Genomic DNA, 18,480 nt, shown 5'->3' on the forward strand with positions numbered 1-18,480 from the left:
CCTCCTAAAGTGTAACGGAGGCGCGCGATGGTGGGCTCAGACCGGTCGGAAATCGGTCGTCGAGTGCAATGGCATAAGCCCGCCTGACTGCGAGACTGACAAGTCGAGCAGAGACGAAAGTCGGCCATAGTGATCCGGTGGTCCCGCGTGGAAGGGCCATCGCTCAACGGATAAAAGGTACTCTAGGGATAACAGGCTGATTTTGCCCAAGAGTCCATATCGACGGCAAAGTTTGGCACCTCGATGTCGGCTCATCACATCCTGGGGCTGGAGCAGGTCCCAAGGGTATGGCTGTTCGCCATTTAAAGTGGTACGTGAGCTGGGTTCAGAACGTCGTGAGACAGTTTGGTCCCTATCTGCCGTGGGTGTTCGAAGCTTGAGAGGATCTGTCCCTAGTACGAGAGGACCGGGATGGACATACCTCTGGTGGACCTGTCGTGGCGCCAGCCGCGCAGCAGGGTAGCTATGTATGGAATAGATAACCGCTGAAAGCATCTAAGCGGGAAACTAACCTCAAAACAAGGCTTCGCTGAGGATCGTGGAAGACTACCACGTTGATAGGCCAGGTGTGGAAGTGGGGCGACCCATGAAGCTTACTGGTACTAATAATCCGATCGGCTTGATCGTTTCTCAGCAAAACTCATACGATTTTCCAGCGTTACTGCTGGACTGACAATGTCTTCTCACAATCGTCTATCCGCCTGGTTGACCTGGTGGCTATGTCGGAGGTTCCCCACCCGATCCCATTCCGAACTCGGTCGTTAAGCCCTCCAGAGCCGATGGTACTTCGTCTTAAGGCGCGGGAGAGTAGGTCGCCGCCGGGTCTACCAGACGGATAGATGATTGTATTTTGGGCTGTCGCCCATCTCTCGAACAGTTCTTCCCTTACAACGCCGCTCTTGCCGCGGGATGGAGCAGCCCGGTAGCTCGTCAGGCTCATAACCTGAAGGTCGCAGGTTCAAATCCTGCTCCCGCACCCAAGATCTCAAAGCCCCGCCCGGCATCCGCCGGCGGGGCTTTTTGCTGTTCGGGGTCTGGCCGCTCCGCGGGCGTCATGGCGGGGCCGCCGACACGGTGAGGGTCGCAGCATAGCTGTCGAACAGATCCGCGCTGGTGTTCATCTGCAGCACCCCGCCCACGGCGACCCGTGCGACGCCGCTGGTCATCGGCACCAGCCATTCGCGGTTGCCGGGGTTCGAATTCAGCAATGTCCCCTCGAGGACGGAGATGCGGTCGGCGACGACGGTGAAGGACGTGGCGAAGTCCCGGCTGGCCGGCGTGATGGTGAGCAGGAATTCGCAGTCCGGCGATGCGTCGGTCACCCCGATCGACAGGGGGACGCCCGCTTGGGCGGCCACGCGCTGCGCGTCGTCAATCAGTTCCGCAACGCCGGCGATCTCCCCGGTTTCGACGACCGGAATCTCGAGCCGGAAGGCTCGGCCCGGGCGAGGCTGGACGACGATCTCAGGCGCCGCGGGGGCCAGGAAGGCGTCCGGCAGGCTGGCGGAATCCACGGCCAGGCGGATCGGCTCGCCCACTGAAAGCCCGCCGAGCCAGACCCGGCCGTCCCCCCCTGGTCTGCGCCGCGGGCGCCGGATATCCGTTGACCAAGAGCTGCACATCGGCCAGCGGCTCGTCTTCGCCGACCTGGTAGCGCCCGTCACCGGCCCGATCGAGGAAGACCAAGGGCTCGACCGTGCCCATGCGGGCCTGGAGCTGGCTGGACCATCGCCCGAACGCGAGGGCCGCGTTCAAGCCGGGTGACAACGCCAGGAGTCGCGCGTGCACCGACACAACTATAAGTATTGAGCTGTCCAAATAATCGCGCTAGGGTAGCGAAGTGGATGGAGCACGCGCCATGGCGGAACGGACGACACTGCGGTCCCTGATCCAGGGCATCGCCGGCGCGATCGCCAGCGCCCAGCAGGAGATCGAGCGCCAGCAGATTCTCAACCTGGGCGCCTTCTTCGACCAGACGCTGCGGCCGCTGATGATGAGCCTGCGTCTCCCGTCGCTGCGACACGGGGTCGATCCGGGGACCGAGGATCTGGTCGACATCCCGCTGCTGACCCTGCTGCCTCACAATCCGTTGCGGATCAGCGAGGCCCAGGTCGAGTTCGACATCGAGCTGGGCGGGGTCGAGGAAGGCGGCGAGCTGGACTCCCCGAACGTCATCCAGGAGACGGACGACGCTCACGAGAAGGTGGCGCCCCAGCCCAGGGTGCGGCGCATCCTGACCGACGCGTTCAGCGGGGCCTCTTCAGCCAAGGGCCCGAAAGCCCACGTCATGATCAAGGTCCGCGACGCCGAGGTGCCCGAGGGGCTGGCCCGGCTGCTGACCGAACTGAACAAGATGCACGGCATGCGGCAGGCGCCGACGATCGAGCCGACCTGAGACTGCGCGCCGCATAGGCGGCGTTGCGGAGAGAGGGTCGCGCTGTGCGGCCCTGATGCGGGGAGTAGAGACGATGGCGGACGGTGAACTTGTCGATATGGCGTCCCAGTTCAAGGGACTGCCGATGGCCGATCTTATCGGCGGACCCTTGCGGGCGGCGTGCGACGCCCAGATCGCCTTGGCGAACGCCACGGCCACCTTCGTCAAGGTGGTCGGCTTCAGGCCGCCGACCGAGGGCGATGACGCCAACGCCGTGGGCGACATCCGCACGGCCCAGTTCAAATTCACCCGGTCGAGGATGAAGGACGACGGCACCGGCACGGAGGACGAGGACGTCGTCATGGACGTGCCCCTGCTGGCCATCGTCAAGGTGCCGTCCCTGTTCATCGACACGGTCGACATCACCTTCGACATGGAGGTGAAATCCTCGAGCTCGCAGAAGGAGTCCGAGGACAAGGCGGGCAAATTCGCCGCCGACATGGAGGCCGGCTGGGGCTGTTTCAGCATCAAGGTTCATGTCGAGGGCTCGGTGGCGACCCACAAGGAGAACACCCGCTCGTCCGACAACTCGGCCAAATACCACGTCGAGGTCCATGCCTCGGACAAGGGGATGCCCGAGGGCCTGGCGCGCGTCATGGACATCATGAACTCGGCGATCGTGCCCAAGGCCCTGCCGAAGGCGGCCTGATCCCTGAAGAAGGAGCGCCGCCTTGGCCGACGACAGGTTCCAGCTCTCCGACATGCGGTTCGTGAAGCGCATCGTCGTGGGCAGCCAGAATCCGTCGCCGCTCAAGTCGGAGGCGGAGATCGAGCAGGCGATGGGGTTGTTGAACCGTTGCCTGACCGACCTGCCCAAGGGGGTGATTGTCGGGCTGGAGAAGAGCTTCTCCCTGCTCAACATCGGCGAGCATCAGGTGGTGCTGCAGTACACGGTCTATCACGTCGGCTTTTCGCGGAAGCCGCCATGGCTGGAGTGAACGGACCGGAGAGCGTCTGGGCCGGGCGGGTGACGCCCGGTCTGGTCGCGGCGTTCGAGGCCGGGCGCGCGCGGCTGGCGCCGGCGGGACTGACGGTCGCCTTGGTTCAGGTCCGGTGGCGCGAGCCGGTTGGCGCGCCATGGATCGAGCCGGCGTGCTTCCGCTGGCTGGTGCGGCTGCTGGGCGCGAGACGACGATCGCGACTGCGCCCGAGCGTCCGCGTGACGGTGCGGGTCACCGAAGGCCCCGAGGGCTGGCCGGAAGTCGATGTCGCGACCCGGCCGGGCGCCTCGCCGGCGATCCTCAGCCCTTCCGGGCGTCCCACCAGCGCACGGCGTCGGCGTCACGGGCGCTGAGCTCGGGATAGGCGGGATCGGAGCCGACATCCGGCACGCGCCGCCAGGAGCGGGCGCATTTGGGATGGTCGGCCAGCCGCACGTCGACGGTGACGGCGTCGCCGCCGGCGACGAGTTCCGCTCCGGAGGTGCGGAACACCTCCGCGGCGTCCAGGCCTTCGAACGCCGAGAAGACGCCGGCCGGGCCGGTGACGACGGGCCATGCGTCCAGCGCCCCGCCGATGATTTTCTCGCGGCGGGCCGCTTCAAGCGACTCGTTGACGATTTCGAGCACCGTCTGCACGCCGGCCCAGCGATCGGCCTCGTCCTTGTTGCGCCACTTGTCCGGCGTCTCCGGGATCACCCGGGCGCAGTTGGAGCCGCCCTCCGGGAAGCGGGTGCCCCAGGCTTCTTCCATGGTGAACGGAGTCAGGGGCGCGAGCCAGGCGGTCAGGCGCATGAACACCTCATGCATCACCGTGCGGGCCGCGCGCCGGCGGATCGCGTCGGGACGGTCGCAGTAGAGGCTGTCCTTGCGGATGTCGAAATACAGGGCCGACAGGTCGTTGGAGCAGAACTCCAGCACCGGGCGGACCACATCCTGGAAGCGGTATTCGGCGTAGGCCTTGCGCACGTCGCCATCCAGTTCCCACAGCCGGTGCAGGATGAACCGCTCAAGCGGCGGCATCTGGTCGAGCTCCAGGCGCTCTTCCTCGTCGAAGCCGACGAGGGCGCCCAGCAGATAGCGGACGGTGTTCCTGAGCTTGCGATAGGCGTCGACCGTGGTCTGCAGGATCTGCTTCCCGATCCGCTGGTCCTCGGCGTAGTCGACCAGCGAGACCCACAGGCGCAGGATGTCGGCGCCGGATTCCTTGATGACGACGGCGGGGTCGGTGGTGTTGCCCCGCGACTTGGACATCTTCTCCCCGTTCTCATCCTGGGTGAAGCCGTGGGTCAGGACGGCGTCATAGGGCGCGCGGCCGCGGGTGCCGGCGCCTTCCAGCAGGTTGGACTGGAACCAGCCGCGGTGCTGATCCGAGCCCTCGAGATAGAGGTCGGCGGGCCAGTGCGACGGGCGGTCGCCGGTGTAGCCGTGCGCCGGATCGCGCGCCTCCAGGGTGAAGGCGTGGGTGCAGCCGGAGTCGAACCAGACGTCGAGGATGTCCTCGATCTTCTCGTAGCGGGCGGGGTCGTGGGCGCCGAGGAAGTCGGCGTCGGGGCGGGTGAACCAGGCGTCGGCGCCGCCCTCGGCCACCGCCGCGGTGATGCGGGCGTCGACCTCGGCGTCGATCAGGGGCTGGCCGGTCTGTTTGTCGACGAACATGGCCAGGGGCGTGCCCCAGGCGCGCTGGCGGCTTACCAGCCAGTCCGGCCGGCCCTCGACCATGGAGCGGATGCGGTTGCGGCCCGCCTCGGGGTGGAAGTCGGTCTTGTCGATGGCCTCCAGCGCCCGCTCGCGCAGGGTGCCGTCGCCCTTCAGCGGCGCATCCATGCGGATGAACCATTGCGGCGTGTTGCGGAAGATGATGGGGGCCTTTGAGCGCCAGCTGTGCGGATAGGAGTGCTCCATCCGGCCGCGGGCGAGCAGGGCCCCGGCCTCGATCAGCTTCTCGATCACGGCGGGGTTGGCGGGACCGAATTTGCCGGTCTTCTTGCCCTCGGTCTCCAGCACCTTGAGGCCGGCGAACAGGGGGACGTGGTCGTAGTAGGCGCCGTCGGGGTCGACGGTGTCGGGCACCTCGTGATGGCCGTGGGCCTTCCACACCTCGAAGTCGTCGGCGCCGTGGCCCGGAGCGGTGTGCACGAAGCCGGTGCCGGCGTCGTCGGTGACGTGGTCGCCGGCCAGCAGGGGCACGGAGAAGCCGTACCCCGGCGACAGCTGGGCCAGCGGGTGGGCGCATTCCAGGCCCGAGGGGTTGAGGTCGTCGACGCGGGTCCACGAAGCGATCTTCGCCGCCTTGAAGACGTCCTCGGCCAGTTTGTCGGCGAGGATCAGGCGATCGCCCGGTTTGGCCCAGGGCTCGAACTCCAGCCCGGTCTCCATGGCCGTGACCTCATAGAGGCCATAGGCGATCTCGGGGCCGTAGCTGACGGCGCGGTTGGCCGGGATGGTCCAGGGCGTGGTGGTCCAGATCACCACGGCGGGCGTGGCGTGGCGGAAGGCCAGCAGGTCGTCGGGATGATCGTCGGTGGCGGCGACGACCGGGAATTTGACCCAGACGGTGGGGCTGACGTGGTCGTGATATTCGATCTCGGCGTCGGCCAGGGCGGTGCGCTCGACCGGCGACCACATGACCGGCTTGGAGCCGCGGTACAGCTGGCCCGAGTTCTTGAACTTGTGGAACTCGGCGACGATGGCCGCCTCGGTCGTGAAGTCCATGGTGGCGTAGCGGTGGTCCCAGTCACCGAGGACGCCCAGCCGCTTGAACTGGTCGCGCTGCACGTCGATCCAGCCGGCGGCGTATTCACGGCAGGCCTGGCGGAACTCGGCCTTGGAGACCTCGTCCTTGCGCTTGCCCTGGGCGCGGTAGCGTTCCTCGATCTTCCACTCGATCGGCAGGCCGTGGCAGTCCCAGCCGGGGACGTAGTCGACGTCGTTGCCGAGCAGAAAGCGGCTGCGGACGACGAAGTCCTTCAGCGTCTTGTTGAGGGCGTGGCCGATGTGGATGTCGCCGTTGGCGTAGGGCGGGCCGTCATGCAGGACGTAGAGGGGCGCGCCCTCCGCCTGGCGCTGCTTGCGGAGCGCGGAATAGAGGTCGCCCCACTGCGCGATGATCCCCGGTTCCTTCTGCGGCAGGCCGCCGCGCATCGGGAACGGCGTCTCGGGCAGGAAGACCGTCTCGCGGTAGTCGCGAGCGGTGGAGGGCGTGTCGGCGGCGTCGGCCATGAAGTCTCGTCTCGTCGTTTGTGATCGTTCGCGTAGTTTTCGATGCGCCATCGCCCGGGAAGGCTGGTCGGCGCGTGTCGATATCCCGGCGTGCACGGGGCCTTCGGCCCTGCGGCGCTACGCCGGGGCGCTAATCGAAATCGGGCGAAACACGCGGACGGTCATGGTGGGTATGGTCTAGCAGACGGCGAGGGCTGGACGCCAGCCGGGATTGCCAGGCGACAGCGGCAGCGGGATAGTCCGGCGTCCTGGGAGGGTTCCGATGCGTCACGTCCTGATCGCCGCCGTCTTGACCGGCCTCGCCGCCTGTTCGCCGGAGGGAGCCCCGTCCGAGCCGGCCGACGCCCCCGCCGCCCTGCCGCCGGGGCGTCCCGCCATCTATGAGGCCGCGAAGGTGGGCCCCGAGGCATTCGTCCGGGCCCTGTACGCCGTATACGCCGCGCCGGGGCAGGGGCCCGGCGAGCCGCCGCCGCCGCCGGGACGGGATCCGATCTACGACCGGATGCTGAACGCCATGATCGGCGAGGACTTCCGCAAGGCGAACGGCGAGGTGCCGACGCTGAACTACGACCCGATCTGCGGCTGTCAGGACAGCGGCGACTTCACCCTGGATTCGGTCACGGTGACTGAAACGGGGCCGCAGGCCGCCGAGGCGGCGGTGGTGTTCACCAATATGGGCGAGACGAAGCGGCCGACGCTGAAACTGGTGAAGGAGGGGGCGATGTGGAAGGTCAGCGACGTCCTGGTTCCCGGCGAGAAGCCGCTGACCGAGCAGCTGATGGCGGCGATCAGCTGAGGGCGGTTCGCGCCGCGTCGGCGTCGGCGTCGATCTGGACCTTGAGGGCGTCGAGGCCGTCGAAGGTCCTTTCGCCGCGCAGGAAGGCGACCAGTTCCGTCTCGACCGTCTGGCCGTAGAGATCCTCGTCGAAATCGAACAGCCAGACCTCGAGCAGGGGCTCGGGCAGCCGGTACATGGGGCGGACGCCGAGACTGGCGACGCCGTCGATGACGCGGCCGTCCGGCAGTCGGGTGCGGGTGGCGTAGATGCCGAAGGCGGGCCGCATGTAGTCGCTCATGCGGATGTTGGCGGTGGGGACGCCGATGGTGCGGCCGCGCTTGTCGCCGTGGACCACCTCGCCCTGGATGGCGAAGGGGCGGCCGAGGATGGCCGTGGCGCGGGCCATGTCGCCGGCCTTGAGCGCCTCGCGCACGGCGGAGGACGACAGTTTCAGGCCATCGGGATCGTCGACGCGGTCGGTGACGCTGACGGTGAAGCCGAGGCTTTCGCCGCGGCGGCGCAGGGCCTCGGGCGAGCCGGTGCGGCCCTTGCCGTAGGTGAAGTCGAAGCCGACCGCCGCGTGGCGGATGCCGAGGCCGCCGGAGAGGACGTCCACGGCGAAGGCCTCTTCCGACATGGCGGCCATGCCGGCGTCGAAGGGCAGGAGGTAGAGGATGTCGACCTTCAGCGGCGCCATGGCCCGGGCCATCTGGTCGGGCGTCATGAGGCGGAAGGGGGCGGCGTCGGGCTGGAACCAGCGGCGGGGATGAGGGTCGAAGCTGACGACGCCGAGGGGGGCGCCGAGCCGTTGCGCCGCCTCGCGGGCGTTGGCGATCACGGCCTGATGCCCGCGATGCACGCCGTCGAAGGCGCCGATGGCCACCGCCGCGCCCTTCAGCCGGTCGGGCAGGCCGCGCCAGTCGGTGACGATCGCGACCAAGTCAGTCTTTCGCGGGGCGCCGGCGGCGGGGGACGCGGACCAGGGCGACGCCGTCCATGATCAGCTTGCCGTCGACGAAGCCCTCGCAGTCCAGTTCGACCCGGGCGCTTTCGGGGTCGACGGATTTGACGCTGACCCGCACCAGGACCTCGTCGCCGATGCGGACGGGCAGGTGGAAGCCGAGCGTCTGGGACAGGTAGATCGCCCCCGCGCCGGGCAGGATGGTGCCGACCACGGCCGAGCCGAACGAGGCCGACAGCAGGCCGTGGGCGATGCGGCCGCGATAGGCCGTCTTCGAGGCGAAGGCCTCGTCCATGTGCACGGGATTGAAGTCGTCCGAGGCCTCGGCGAACTGCTGGATACGCTGCTCGGTGACGGGGATGACCTTTTCGGCGGTCATGCCGACGTGCAGCTCCTCGAGGATGTAGCCGCCGGAGGGATGTTTCGAGACAAGTTCAACCATGGCCCGGCCTTAGCGTGATTTGAAGCGGCTCACCACGTCAGATCGAGCGCGGCGTATCGGGCGTAGGTCGTTTCCGCCTTCAGCAGGTCGGCGGCGCGGGCGGGATCGAGCCGTCCGTCGGGACCGCGGGCAGCGTCGCCGTGGATGCCTTGGGCGATGAACAGGCAGTCGAGGCCCTGCCTGTTGGCCCCCAGGACGTCGGTGATCACGCCGTCGCCGATGCACAGGACGCGTGAGCGGTTGACGGGCTCGCCCAGCAGATCGGCGGCCTGCCTCAGGGCCAGGTCGTATATGGGGCCGAAGGGCTTGCCGGCCATGGTGACGCGGCCGCCGAGGCTTTCGTACAGGTCGGCGAGCGCGCCGCCGCACCAGATCAGCCTGTCGCCGCGCTGGACCACGCGGTCGGGGTTGGCGCAGATCAGCTCCAGATCGCGGGCGGCGCCGGCGGCCAGGCGGTCGCGATAGTCCTCGGGCGTTTCGGTTTCGTCGTCGATCATGCCGGTGACCGAGATGAAGGCGGCGTCTTCGGCCCCCCGGGCCACGTCGAGGCCGAGGCCGTCATAGAGCGGCCCGTCACGGTCGGGGCCGATGATCCAGGCCGGGCCGGGCGCCCGGAGGGCCAGCTCCCTGCGGGTGGCGTCGCCCGAGGTGACGACCGCGCGCCAGGCGTCGCGCGGCACCGCCAGGCCGTCCATCTGGTCGACCACCCCCGGCCCCGGGCGCGGCGAGTTCGAAATCAGCACGACATGGCCGTGATCGCGGTTGAAGCGGGCGAGGGCCTCGCAGGCGGCGGGCCAGCTTTCGCGGCCGTTATGGATAACACCCCAGACGTCGCAGAGCAGGATGTCGTAGTCGGCGGCGATGTCGGACAGGCCGTTCAGGGCGTGGGGCAGGGTCATGGGGCGGGGATAGCGGGTTCGGGGATGGGGGAGAAGGCGTGCGTCATCGCCGCTTCGGGAAAAGCGGTTGCGGGAGGCGTGGGCGGAGCGTCGCGGGGATGCACGGATGAAGGAGGGACTGCGTAGGGGGAGGACAGGGGCGGCTTTCCGGAACGCTCCGCCCGCTCTGTCGTTGGAACACGGGGCTGCAAGGGAGAGACGGGATGCAAGGCATGATCAAATTGGCGGCGGTCGCGGTCTGCGGACTGACGCTGACGGGCTGCGCCACGACCGACAACTACGCCTCGGCCTGCCAGCGCGACTATGAGCGGAACCGGCAATATGCGACCGCGTCCGGCGCCCTGCTGGGCGCCGCGGTGGGGGCGGCGATCGCGGGTGAGAGCGACCGGGAGCGCGGCGCGGCCATCGGCGCCCTGGCCGGCGGCCTGCTGGGCAACCAGCTGTCGGCGCGCGAGGACCCGTGCGGCTACGGCTTCGGCGGCTACAACCAGGATGGCCGCTACGGCTATACGCGCGTGCCGCGGCGCGGGGATTACGGCTACTACCCCTGAGCCGGGTCAAATCTCAGGCCGACCTCGTCGCCGGACTGCCAGGCGATGGCGCAGGGGCGGTCGACGGAGGCGATCCGCAGGACGAGCGGACCCTGAATCCGGACGCCGCTGGTCGAGGTCAGACGCACCTTGGCGCCGCCTTCGGTGAGGTTGCGGATCACGACGTCGGCGCATTCCCGATGAATGCCGTGCAGAAGCTGCCCGCTCATGGCCACGCGGGGGCGCGGTCGCCGGCGGGCGTCAGGAGGAGGATCGTCGGGACTGGACATGACGCCGCCATTCTACGCCCGGCGCGGGCGTCAGGGGTTAAGACGTAACGGAGCGAGAAGGGGCTAGCTGAAACGGCGCCGCTGGTCGGCGCTGCGCAGGGTCGAGCGGATGAAGTCGGCCGGGGGATCGGTTTCGGCCAGCACGGCCTCCTTGATGGCGCGGGGCTCGCCGAAGAGGTGGCCCTGACCCATGCCGATGTCGAGTTCGAGGATGTCGACGATCTGGCGCTCGGTCTCGCATTTCTCGGCGATCAGCTCGATGCCGTAGCGGCGCGTCAGGCCGGCGAAATCGGCGGCCGAGATGTCGCGCAGACTGGGCAGGGCCGAGGCGCCGTCCATGTCGAGCAGCTGTTCGATCAGCAGGTCGGCCGCGACCTTCATGAACTTGACGTCAGAGCGCTGTAGGTCGGCGAAGTCGAGGTCGAGCGTCTGGACCTTGTCGATCGAGAAGCGGAAGCCGAGGTCGGCCAACTTGGCCATGTTGCGCGCCTCGGCGGCGCCGCGGGCGTCGAAGGTGGCCTGGCCCAGTTCGAAGATCAGGGCCTGGTTCAGGTCGCGGTTCTCGCTGAGGAAGTCGAGGAACTGGGGGAAGAAGGTCTCGTCGCCCAGGGACGACAGGGCGACGTTGCAGAAGACCCCGACCTTGCGGTCCTGCCGGGCGAGGCGGCGCACGATCTGGGCGCAGCGGAACAGCAGCAGGTTGTCGATGGCCGGGACCAGGCCCTCGCCCTCGGCGACGGAGAGATATTCCGCCGGCATCATCACCCGGTCGTCCGCGGCGCGCAGGCGGGTGAAGCTCTCGTAGAAGATGGTCCGGCGCTGGGGCAGGGAGACGACCGGCTGGAGGTAGAGGTCGACCCGGTTCTCGGCCAGGGCCTCGTGGATGGTCTGCAGCAGGACGTTGGACTGTTCGCGGTGGCGCGCCTCATAGGTGTTGACCGGGGTCGGCTGGGCCATGCGGTGGTCGAGCGACTCGCTCATCTGCGAGATCAGGGTCTCGAGCATGCGGACTTCGCCGGACAGGGCCTCGTTGGAGGTGACGGCGCCGGATTCGATGGCCTGGGCCAGTTCGGTCAGGGCGCCCTGGGTCGACTCCATGGCGTCGGCGAGCAGGCGGTGGGCCTCGCGGACGTGCTCGATTTCCTTCTTCAGCGCGGCCTTGTCGGCCTTGGCCGTGATCAGGGTATGGAGGGCCAGGAACAGGCCCAGCACGCCGAAGCCCGCGGCCACGGCGGCGCCGGCGCCCAGGTTGGCGCTCCAAAGGAAGGCCCCGGCCGTCAGGGCCAGGAACAGGTAGGTGAAGAACAGGAAGCCCTGGGTGAGTGCGCGCATTGGAAACGGATGGTCCGTCTTCCCGGATGGAATCGCCCGAGTATCGGGGTAACAGTGCGGATCGCCTAGGGCGCGGCACGGATTCTCCCCACTTCTTCGAGGTTAACGATGGAATTGTTCGATCTGACCGGCAAGGTCGCGGTGATCACCGGCTCCTCGAAGGGGATCGGCAAGGCCATCGCCGAGCGTATGGCCGAACATGGCGCGCGGGTGGTGATCAGTTCGCGCAAGGCCGGGCCGTGCCAGGAGGTCGCCGACGCGATCAATGCGAAGCATGGCGAGGGCCGGGCCATGGTCGTGCCCGCCAACATCGCCTCGAAGGAGGATCTGCAGCGGCTGGTCGATGAGACCAACGCCGCCTTCGGCAAGATCGACATCCTGGTCTGCAACGCCGCGACCAATCCCTATGCCGGGCCGATGGCGGGGATCAATGACGAGCAGTTCGGCAAGATCCTGCAGAACAATGTCGTGTCCAACCACTGGCTGATCCAGATGGTCGCGCCACAGATGCTGGAGCGGCGGGACGGGTCGGTGATCATCGTCTCGTCGATCGGCGGCCTGCGCGGCAACGCCCTGATCGGCGCCTACAACATCTCCAAGGCGGCGGACATGCAGCTGGCGCGCAACCTGGCGGTCGAGTGGGGGCCGTCGAACGTGCGGGTCAACACCATCGCCCCGGGCCTGGTGCAGACCGACTTCGCCAAATACCTGTGGGAGAATCCGGACCTGCTGAAGCAGGTGACGGACCCCGCGCCGCTGAAGCGGATCGGCCAGCCGGACGAGATCGCGGGGGCGGCGGTGTATCTGGCGGCGCCGGCCTCCAGCTATATGACCGGCCAGACGCTGGTCGTGGACGGCGGGATCACCATTGCCTGGTGACGGGCCCAAACGGGTGAGTTTCCGCCAGGACCTGATCTGGCGGCTGGAGGCGGCCGCCTTCGCCGGCTTCATCGGCTTCATGCGGTTGCTCGGGGTCGAGCGGGCGTCGGCGCTGGGCGGATGGCTGCTGCGCACCCTGGGGCCGAAGACAGGCACGCAGCGCACGGTGATGCGGAACCTGCGCATCGCCTTCCCCGACATGCCGGATGACGAACGCGAGGCCCTGGCGCTGGCGCAGTGGGAGCAGACCGGGCGGGCCTTCGCCGAGACGGCGGTGATGGACATTCTGGTCAAACAGTGCCGGATCGAGGTGGTCGGGCTGGAGCGGCTGCATGCGATCCGCGACAGCGGCAAGCCGGTGGTCTTCGCGGGCGGGCATTTCGCCAATATCGAGACGCTGGCGGCGACGATCACGGGCTCGGGCGTGCCGTGCCAGATCACCTATCGCGCCGCCAACAACCCCTACGTCGACGCCCAGATCATCGCCGCGCGGGCGCGGTACGGGGTCAAGCTGTTCGCACCCAAGGGCGGGGACGGGGCGCGGGAGCTGCTGGCGGGGATGGCGCGGGGCGAGTCCGTGGCCCTGATGAACGATCAGAAATTCTCGGAAGGGCCCGAGGTGACCTTCTTCGGTCAGCCGGTGAACGCGGCGCCGGGGCCGAGCCGGCTGGCGCTGCGGTTCGGCACGGTGCTGCAGCCGATGTCGGTGGTGCGGCTGCCCGGGGTGCGGTTCCGGCTGACGGTCTATGAGCCGATCGAACTGGAGAAGACCGGGGACCGCTCGGCCGACATCGTGCGCGGCGTGCAGGCGATCACCAGCTTCATCGAGGACCGGGTGCGCGAAAGCCCGGTCGACTGGTTCTGGGTCCACAAGCGGTGGCCCGACCGGGTCTATGCCGCGCTGGAGTCCGGCGCCCGCGACTGATCGCCGGCGCGGCGCATCGGACCCTTGTAGCCGGGCAGGTCCCGACGGCGGCGGTCGGGGCCGAAATAGCTTTCCGTCTTCACGAACGGCCGGGGCTGGAAGATCACCGACTGGATGCGGTCGAGGATGGCCTTGGCCGTGATCGGCTTGACCACGAATTCGGTGACGCCGGCGTCCCGCGCCTCATAGACGCGCGACTTCTCCGAATGGCCGGTCATCATGATGATCGGCAGATAGGGGTTGGCGCTGTCCGGGCTGTTGCGGACCAGGCGCGTGAATTCGACGCCGTCCAGCGGGAACATGTTGAAGTCGACGATCACCAGATCGGGCAGATGCCGGCGCAGCACCTCCAGGGCGGCGCCGCCGTCGGACGCCTCGCGCACCGAACGGATGCCCGCCGACTGCAGCACCGCCGAGGTGATCGCGCGCATGTGGGCGTTGTCGTCGACGAGCAGGACTTTGAGGGCGCTGAGGGAGGCCATGGATCGATTTTCTACAGCCCCGGCCTGAGTCGGGAATAACGACGATCTACGAGCCGATTCGTTTCCCGTCCATGACCGAACAGCGATCACCTGGCCGGAACCGGTTACCGCTGTGCAGTTTCAACCATGAGTGACGGGTCGAGATTGCGATCGCGCCATTTCATGCGCCAGCACAGGTGCGGACCGGTCGCCCGCCCGGTCATGCCGACCCGCCCGATCCGGTCTCCGCGCTTCACGACCTGGCCGGGGCCGACGTCGATCCGGGACTGGTGCAGGTAGGCGGTGATCAGGCCCTGGCCGTGGTCGATCAGCACCAGGCCGCCCTCGAAATGCAGACCGGGCTGGGCCAGAGTCACCCGCCCGGCGGCGGGCGCGCGGATGGGCGTTCCCAGGGGCGCGGCCAGGTCGATGCCGTAGTGCGGCCGGGCCGGCGTGCCGTTCAGCACGCGCTGGCTGCCCCAGCGGCTGGTGACGCGGAAGCTCTCCAGTGGCCAGATCAAGCCGTCGCGGAAATGGTCGGCGTCGAGGCGGCTGGCGAAGCCCTCGGCCTTGAGGGCGATCTCGCGCTGGATGCGGGCCAGGAGGGCGGGGTCGCTGGGCTCGATCGTCGAGGGCGGAAGGCCGTCGACGCGGGTTTCCGGAAACCGGCCGGGCGCGATGCCCAGGGTCCGCGTCGCGTAGCGTCCGTCCGTCCGGGCCTCGATCTGGACGCTGGCGGGGGCGTCCCTGTCAAAGCCGACGATGAAGACGCCGTCAGCCGAGGCCGTGGTCAGGGATTCGCCGTCCACGAAGACCAGGGCCCGAGGCCAGGTCCGGCCCATGGCGTGGCCGCCCTGAACGAAACGGCCCGTCAGGCTGAGGTCCGCCGCCTGGGCGCGCGCGTTTCGCGGCGTCAGGCCGGTCGCGGCGAGCGCGCCGCCGCCGATCAGCAGCCGGCGGCGCGGCAGGATCACGGGGTCTGGCCCAGGCTCTGGAAGGCTTCGGCCGGGCCGGCGTAGGCCTCCTGCTTGCTGACCGACCAGTAGCGCAGGGTTTCGAGTGGTATGGCCTTGCCGCTGACGGCGCAGGTCACGGCGCGCCCCGGCTTCAGCACGGCGAATTCGCCGTCGCCGTAGTGGAGGGTCGCGGTGTCGGAGGAAGGCTTGGTCATGGCCGTCAGGCTAGCGTGGGCTTGCGGATCGCGCCACGGATTTCCCGCGTCAGAAGAGGTCGCCCTGGCCCGGCGCCGGGGTCTTGGGTTTCGGCGCCGGAGAAGGCCTGGGGCGGGCGGGCGGTGGGGCCGCGTCGCCGTCGATGTGCGCGCCCCTCGATCCATCGGCGAAGACCAGCCGCACCGCCTGGCCGTCGTGCAGAGCGGCGGCGGCCGCGATCATGGCGCCGTCCTCGCTCTCGACGCGGGCGAAGCCGGGCTTGGGCGTCTTCGGATTGAGGCCGGCCAGGGCGCGGGCGAGGGCGGCGAGGCGGGCCTCATCGCGCTCAAGCCGTCTCGGCAGTGCGACGAGCCGGGTTCCGACGGATTCCAGCCGGGCCGCGCGCTGGTCGAGGCGGCGATGCAAGGGCTCTGGCGACAGTCGGGAGAGGGCCCGCAACAGGCGGTGTTCGTGGGCCTTCACATTGGCGCTGAGGCCGGAGCCGAGGCGGGCGGAGACGGACTCCAGCCGGTCGCGGCGGCGCTCCATGGCGCGGTCCAGCAGGGCGGGCGCAAGCCGGCCCGTGACGCCGACGAGGGCGCGCTCGTGCAGGACGAGGTTGCGGGTCAGGCCGGAGGCGAGGCGGCTGCCGGCGTGGTCGAGGCGCTGCTGCGGCAGGGCCAGGACGTCCTCGGGCCGGGCGGGCAGGCCGCGGGCCGCGGCGCGCAGGCGGGTGCGGCGGTCCTCGAGGATGCGGCCCCCGGCGCGGGCGAGACGGCGGTCGAGGTCGGCGACGGCGTAGCGCAGGTCGGCCAGCACCGGGGTGGCGATCTCGGCCGCGCCGGTGGGGGTCGGCGCGCGGCGGTCCGAGACGAAGTCGATCAGGGTGGTGTCGGTCTCGTGGCCGACGGCGGAGATGATGGGGATGGAGGCGGCGGCGACGGTGCGGGCCAGCCCCTCGTCATTGAAGCACCACAGGTCCTCGACCGAGCCGCCGCCGCGGGCGATGATCAGGATGTCGGGGCGGGGCAGGGCGCCGCCGGACGTCATGGCGTCGAAGCCGCGGATGGCGTTGGAGACCTGGCCGCAGGCGGCGTCGCCCTGGACGACCACGGGCCAGACGATGACGCGGCACGGCCAGCGCTCGGCGATGCGATGCAGGATGTCGCGGATCACGGCGCCGGTCGGGCTGGTGATGACGCCGACCACGGCGGGGAAGGTCGGGATGGGCTTCTTGCGTCCGGGTTCGAACAAACCCTCGCCGGCCAGTTTCGCCTTCAGCCGCTCCAGCTGGGCCAGAAGCGCGCCGGCGCCGGCGGCCTCCATGGTCTCGATGACGATCTGGTACGAGGATCGGGCGGGGTAGGAGGTGATCTTGCCGGTGACGATGACCTCGAGGCCGGACTCGGGCCGGACGCCGAGGCCCCGGACCGAACCCTTCCAGATCACGCCGTCGATGGCGGCCTTGTCGTCCTTCAGGGTCAGATAGACGTGGCCCGAGGCGTGGTGATTGACCTTGGAGATCTCGCCCCGCAGCCGGACATGGCCGAAGCGGTCCTCGAGCGTGCGCTTGAGGGCGAAGGACAGCTCCGAGACCGTCTGGGGCGGATTGTTGTCCCGCGCGGGCGGCGGCGGTTCGTCGGCCGGGCCCTCGAAGACGTAGGAGTCGTCGCTCATCGGGGCAGACTAGCGACAGTCGGCGCTTGCGGGAACGGCGGATGCGAGTCACGGTCGGGAAGCCATGGCCGCCGACCCCCGCGACACCGACCCCGTCGACAGGGACCCGCGCGAAAGCGAGATGGGACGGCGCAGCGACGGCGCGTCGACCAGTCTGTGGCTGGTCATCGGCGGGATCGTCCTGCTCGGCCTCGCGGTCTATGTGATCTCCGCCGTATTTGTCTGATGCGATCCGCGACTTGACCGGCTTCGCGCGTGCGGTCATTGCCCGCGCATGAATATCCTGCTGGTCGGATCGGGCGGGCGTGAGCACGCCCTGGCGTGGAAGATCGCCCAGTCGCCGCTGCTGCGGCGTCTGGTCATCGCGCCCGGCAATCCGGGCATGGAAAAGCTGGGCGAACTCGCGCCGCTGAAGGTCACGGACGCCGAGGGTCTGGTCGCCCTGGCGCGCGAGATGAAGGCCGACCTCGTCGTGGTCGGCCCCGAGACCGCGCTGGAGGCCGGACTGGCCGACCGGCTGGCCGCGACGGGCATTCCCTGTTTCGGGCCGACGGCGAAGGCGGCGCAGCTGGAAACCTCCAAGGCCTTCTCCAAGGCCTTCATGGAGCGGCACGACATCCCCACCGCCGGGTTCGGCGTCTATGAGCGGCTGCACGAGGCGCGTCAGGCGCTGTCGGTGTTCAAGCCGCCCTATGTGATCAAGGCCGACGGCCTCGCCGCCGGCAAGGGCGTGGCCATCAGCCCGAACAAGCGCGAGGCCGAGGCCGAGATCGAGCGGATGCTGGGCGGCCGGTTCGGAACCGCCGGCGCGCGGGTGGTCATCGAGGAATATATGGACGGCGAGGAGGGTTCGCTGTTCGCCGTGTGCGACGGCCAGCGGGCCGTGCTGCTGGGCGGGGCGCAGGACCACAAGCGCGCCTATGACGGCGACCTTGGGCCGAACACGGGGGGCATGGGCAGCTATTCTCCGGCGCCGGTGTTCACGCCCGAATTGGTCGAGGCGTCGGACCGGCTGATCGTCCAGCCGGTGGTGGCGGCGATGGCGGCCGAGGGCGCCCCCTATCGCGGGGTGCTGTACGTCGGGCTGATGGCGACCGAGGACGGGCCCAGGGTGGTCGAGTTCAACGCCCGCTTCGGCGATCCGGAATGCCAGGTGCTGATGATGCGGCTGGACGGGGACATCGTGCCGCTGCTGCTGGCCTGCGCGCGCGGGGACCTGACCCGGGCCCCGATGCCAGCCTTCCGCGACGAGACGGTGATCTGCGTGGTGCTGGCCGCCTCGGGCTATCCCGACAGTCCGCTGGAGGGCTCGATCATCCGCGGGGCCGAGCAGGATTTCGGGCCCCATGTGCAGGTGTTCCACGCCGGCACGAAGCGGCGGCCGGACCGCCAGCTGGCGGCCGCCGGGGGACGGGTGCTGAACGTCTGCGCCCGCGGCAGGGATATCGCCGAGGCGCGGGAACGGGCCTATGCCGCGGTGAAGAAGATCGACTGGCCGAGCGGGTTTCACCGCACGGACATCGGCTGGCGGGCGCTGGAGCGGGGCCCTGGGGGGAACTGA

At 69.0% G+C, this 18,480-nt stretch carries 21 protein-coding genes, 1 tRNA gene and 2 rRNA genes (1 of these 24 running past the window's edge); 13 read left to right on the forward strand and 11 right to left on the reverse strand.

Annotated features, from left to right (window positions below; all coding sequences use genetic code 11):
- From ASD59_RS03840 to ASD59_RS03850, 3 genes are all read left to right on the forward strand, one after another.
- Window positions 1–627: ribosomal RNA gene (locus tag ASD59_RS03840) — 23S ribosomal RNA — on the forward strand; it begins 2,162 nt to the left of the window's first position.
- Window positions 628–709: 82 nt separating this feature from the next.
- A 5S ribosomal RNA gene (gene rrf / locus ASD59_RS03845) occupies window positions 710–824 on the forward strand.
- Between the two features lie 79 nt (window positions 825–903).
- A tRNA-Met gene (locus ASD59_RS03850) sits at window positions 904–980 on the forward strand.
- Between the two features lie 72 nt (window positions 981–1,052).
- Here ASD59_RS03850 and ASD59_RS03855 read toward each other — a convergent pair.
- Window positions 1,053–1,538, reverse strand: a complete 486-nt coding sequence (locus ASD59_RS03855; RefSeq protein WP_055828553.1) for a hypothetical protein — start codon at window positions 1,536–1,538, stop codon at window positions 1,053–1,055.
- A 320-nt stretch (window positions 1,539–1,858) separates the two neighbouring features.
- Between ASD59_RS03855 and ASD59_RS03860 the strand changes: the two genes are divergently transcribed.
- The 4 genes from ASD59_RS03860 to ASD59_RS03875 all read left to right on the forward strand — a co-directional run bounded on the left by ASD59_RS03860 (window position 1,859) and on the right by ASD59_RS03875 (window position 3,728).
- The gene (locus ASD59_RS03860; RefSeq protein WP_055828557.1) at window positions 1,859–2,395 is read left to right on the forward strand and encodes a DUF2589 domain-containing protein; all 537 of its coding nucleotides are present in this window, start codon (window positions 1,859–1,861) and stop codon (window positions 2,393–2,395) included.
- Between the two features lie 73 nt (window positions 2,396–2,468).
- Window positions 2,469–3,083, forward strand: coding sequence for a DUF2589 domain-containing protein (locus ASD59_RS03865; protein ID WP_055828560.1), 615 nt, complete (start codon window positions 2,469–2,471; stop codon window positions 3,081–3,083).
- Window positions 3,084–3,105: 22 nt separating this feature from the next.
- A complete protein-coding gene (locus ASD59_RS03870) occupies window positions 3,106–3,372 on the forward strand; it encodes a hypothetical protein (RefSeq protein WP_200947902.1) in 267 nt (88 codons plus the stop codon).
- A complete protein-coding gene (locus ASD59_RS03875) occupies window positions 3,360–3,728 on the forward strand; it encodes a hypothetical protein (protein WP_156376915.1) in 369 nt (122 codons plus the stop codon). The genes ASD59_RS03870 and ASD59_RS03875 overlap by 13 nt, the downstream gene beginning before the upstream one ends.
- Here the strand turns inward: ASD59_RS03875 and ileS are convergent.
- Window positions 3,676–6,594, reverse strand: coding sequence for an isoleucine--tRNA ligase (gene ileS, locus ASD59_RS03880; protein ID WP_055828566.1), 2,919 nt, complete (start codon window positions 6,592–6,594; stop codon window positions 3,676–3,678). The genes ASD59_RS03875 and ileS overlap by 53 nt on opposite strands.
- A 262-nt stretch (window positions 6,595–6,856) precedes the next feature.
- Between ileS and ASD59_RS03885 the strand changes: the two genes are divergently transcribed.
- Window positions 6,857–7,390, forward strand: a complete 534-nt coding sequence (locus tag ASD59_RS03885) for a DUF3828 domain-containing protein (protein ID WP_055828569.1) — start codon at window positions 6,857–6,859, stop codon at window positions 7,388–7,390.
- Here the strand turns inward: ASD59_RS03885 and ASD59_RS03890 are convergent.
- From ASD59_RS03890 to ASD59_RS03900, 3 genes are read right to left on the reverse strand one after another with little or no spacing between them, the layout of a single operon-like run.
- On the reverse strand, window positions 7,383–8,312 hold the full coding sequence (locus ASD59_RS03890; RefSeq protein ID WP_055828572.1) for a bifunctional riboflavin kinase/FAD synthetase: 930 nt from the start codon (window positions 8,310–8,312) through the stop codon (window positions 7,383–7,385). The genes ASD59_RS03885 and ASD59_RS03890 overlap by 8 nt on opposite strands.
- Window position 8,313: 1 nt before the next feature.
- Window positions 8,314–8,775 (reverse strand): MaoC family dehydratase, encoded by a 462-nt coding sequence (locus ASD59_RS03895; protein WP_055828575.1) that lies wholly within the window; start codon window positions 8,773–8,775, stop codon window positions 8,314–8,316.
- 29 nt (window positions 8,776–8,804) lie between these two features.
- The gene (locus ASD59_RS03900) at window positions 8,805–9,674 is read right to left on the reverse strand and encodes a TIGR01459 family HAD-type hydrolase (protein WP_055828578.1); all 870 of its coding nucleotides are present in this window, start codon (window positions 9,672–9,674) and stop codon (window positions 8,805–8,807) included.
- Window positions 9,675–9,886: 212 nt separating this feature from the next.
- On the opposite strand from ASD59_RS03900, the gene ASD59_RS03905 reads away from it, so the two are divergent.
- Window positions 9,887–10,225, forward strand: a complete 339-nt coding sequence (locus ASD59_RS03905; RefSeq protein ID WP_162246617.1) for a glycine zipper domain-containing protein — start codon at window positions 9,887–9,889, stop codon at window positions 10,223–10,225.
- On the opposite strand, the gene ASD59_RS03910 is transcribed toward ASD59_RS03905, so the two are convergent.
- Entirely contained in the window at window positions 10,216–10,494 is a 279-nt protein-coding gene (locus ASD59_RS03910) for a PilZ domain-containing protein (RefSeq protein ID WP_156389181.1), read from the reverse strand. The two genes, ASD59_RS03905 and ASD59_RS03910, sit on opposite strands and share 10 nt — an antisense overlap.
- A gap of 63 nt (window positions 10,495–10,557) precedes the next feature.
- Window positions 10,558–11,826, reverse strand: a complete 1,269-nt coding sequence (gene tipF, locus ASD59_RS03915) for a flagella assembly cyclic-di-GMP phosphodiesterase TipF (RefSeq protein WP_055828587.1) — start codon at window positions 11,824–11,826, stop codon at window positions 10,558–10,560.
- Between the two features lie 108 nt (window positions 11,827–11,934).
- Between tipF and ASD59_RS03920 the strand changes: the two genes are divergently transcribed.
- On the forward strand, window positions 11,935–12,705 hold the full coding sequence (locus ASD59_RS03920) for an SDR family NAD(P)-dependent oxidoreductase (RefSeq protein ID WP_055828589.1): 771 nt from the start codon (window positions 11,935–11,937) through the stop codon (window positions 12,703–12,705).
- A 13-nt stretch (window positions 12,706–12,718) separates the two neighbouring features.
- Window positions 12,719–13,630 (forward strand): lysophospholipid acyltransferase family protein, encoded by a 912-nt coding sequence (locus ASD59_RS03925; RefSeq protein WP_235561710.1) that lies wholly within the window; start codon window positions 12,719–12,721, stop codon window positions 13,628–13,630.
- On the opposite strand, the gene ASD59_RS03930 is transcribed toward ASD59_RS03925, so the two are convergent.
- From ASD59_RS03930 to xseA, 4 genes are all read right to left on the reverse strand, one after another.
- The gene (locus ASD59_RS03930; RefSeq protein WP_055828594.1) at window positions 13,597–14,112 is read right to left on the reverse strand and encodes a response regulator; all 516 of its coding nucleotides are present in this window, start codon (window positions 14,110–14,112) and stop codon (window positions 13,597–13,599) included. The two genes, ASD59_RS03925 and ASD59_RS03930, sit on opposite strands and share 34 nt — an antisense overlap.
- Window positions 14,113–14,216: 104 nt before the next feature.
- Window positions 14,217–15,065 carry a M23 family metallopeptidase gene (locus tag ASD59_RS03935; protein WP_055828597.1) on the reverse strand — a complete coding sequence of 283 codons (849 nt, stop codon included), beginning with the start codon at window positions 15,063–15,065 and terminating at the stop codon, window positions 14,217–14,219.
- On the reverse strand, window positions 15,062–15,262 hold the full coding sequence (locus tag ASD59_RS03940) for a DUF2093 domain-containing protein (RefSeq protein ID WP_055828600.1): 201 nt from the start codon (window positions 15,260–15,262) through the stop codon (window positions 15,062–15,064). The genes ASD59_RS03935 and ASD59_RS03940 overlap by 4 nt, the downstream gene beginning before the upstream one ends.
- 49 nt (window positions 15,263–15,311) lie before the next feature.
- A complete protein-coding gene (xseA, locus tag ASD59_RS03945; protein ID WP_055828603.1) occupies window positions 15,312–16,919 on the reverse strand; it encodes an exodeoxyribonuclease VII large subunit in 1,608 nt (535 codons plus the stop codon).
- Window positions 16,920–16,983: 64 nt separating this feature from the next.
- On the opposite strand from xseA, the gene ASD59_RS14415 reads away from it, so the two are divergent.
- Window positions 16,984–17,145: a hypothetical protein gene (locus ASD59_RS14415; RefSeq protein WP_200943531.1), complete on the forward strand. Its 162-nt coding sequence runs from the start codon at window positions 16,984–16,986 to the stop codon at window positions 17,143–17,145.
- Window positions 17,146–17,193: 48 nt separating this feature from the next.
- Window positions 17,194–18,480 (forward strand): phosphoribosylamine--glycine ligase, encoded by a 1,287-nt coding sequence (purD, locus tag ASD59_RS03950; protein ID WP_055828608.1) that lies wholly within the window; start codon window positions 17,194–17,196, stop codon window positions 18,478–18,480.

The organism is Brevundimonas sp. Root608 (assembly GCF_001427825.1).
Classification (GTDB): Bacteria; Pseudomonadota; Alphaproteobacteria; order Caulobacterales; family Caulobacteraceae; genus Brevundimonas.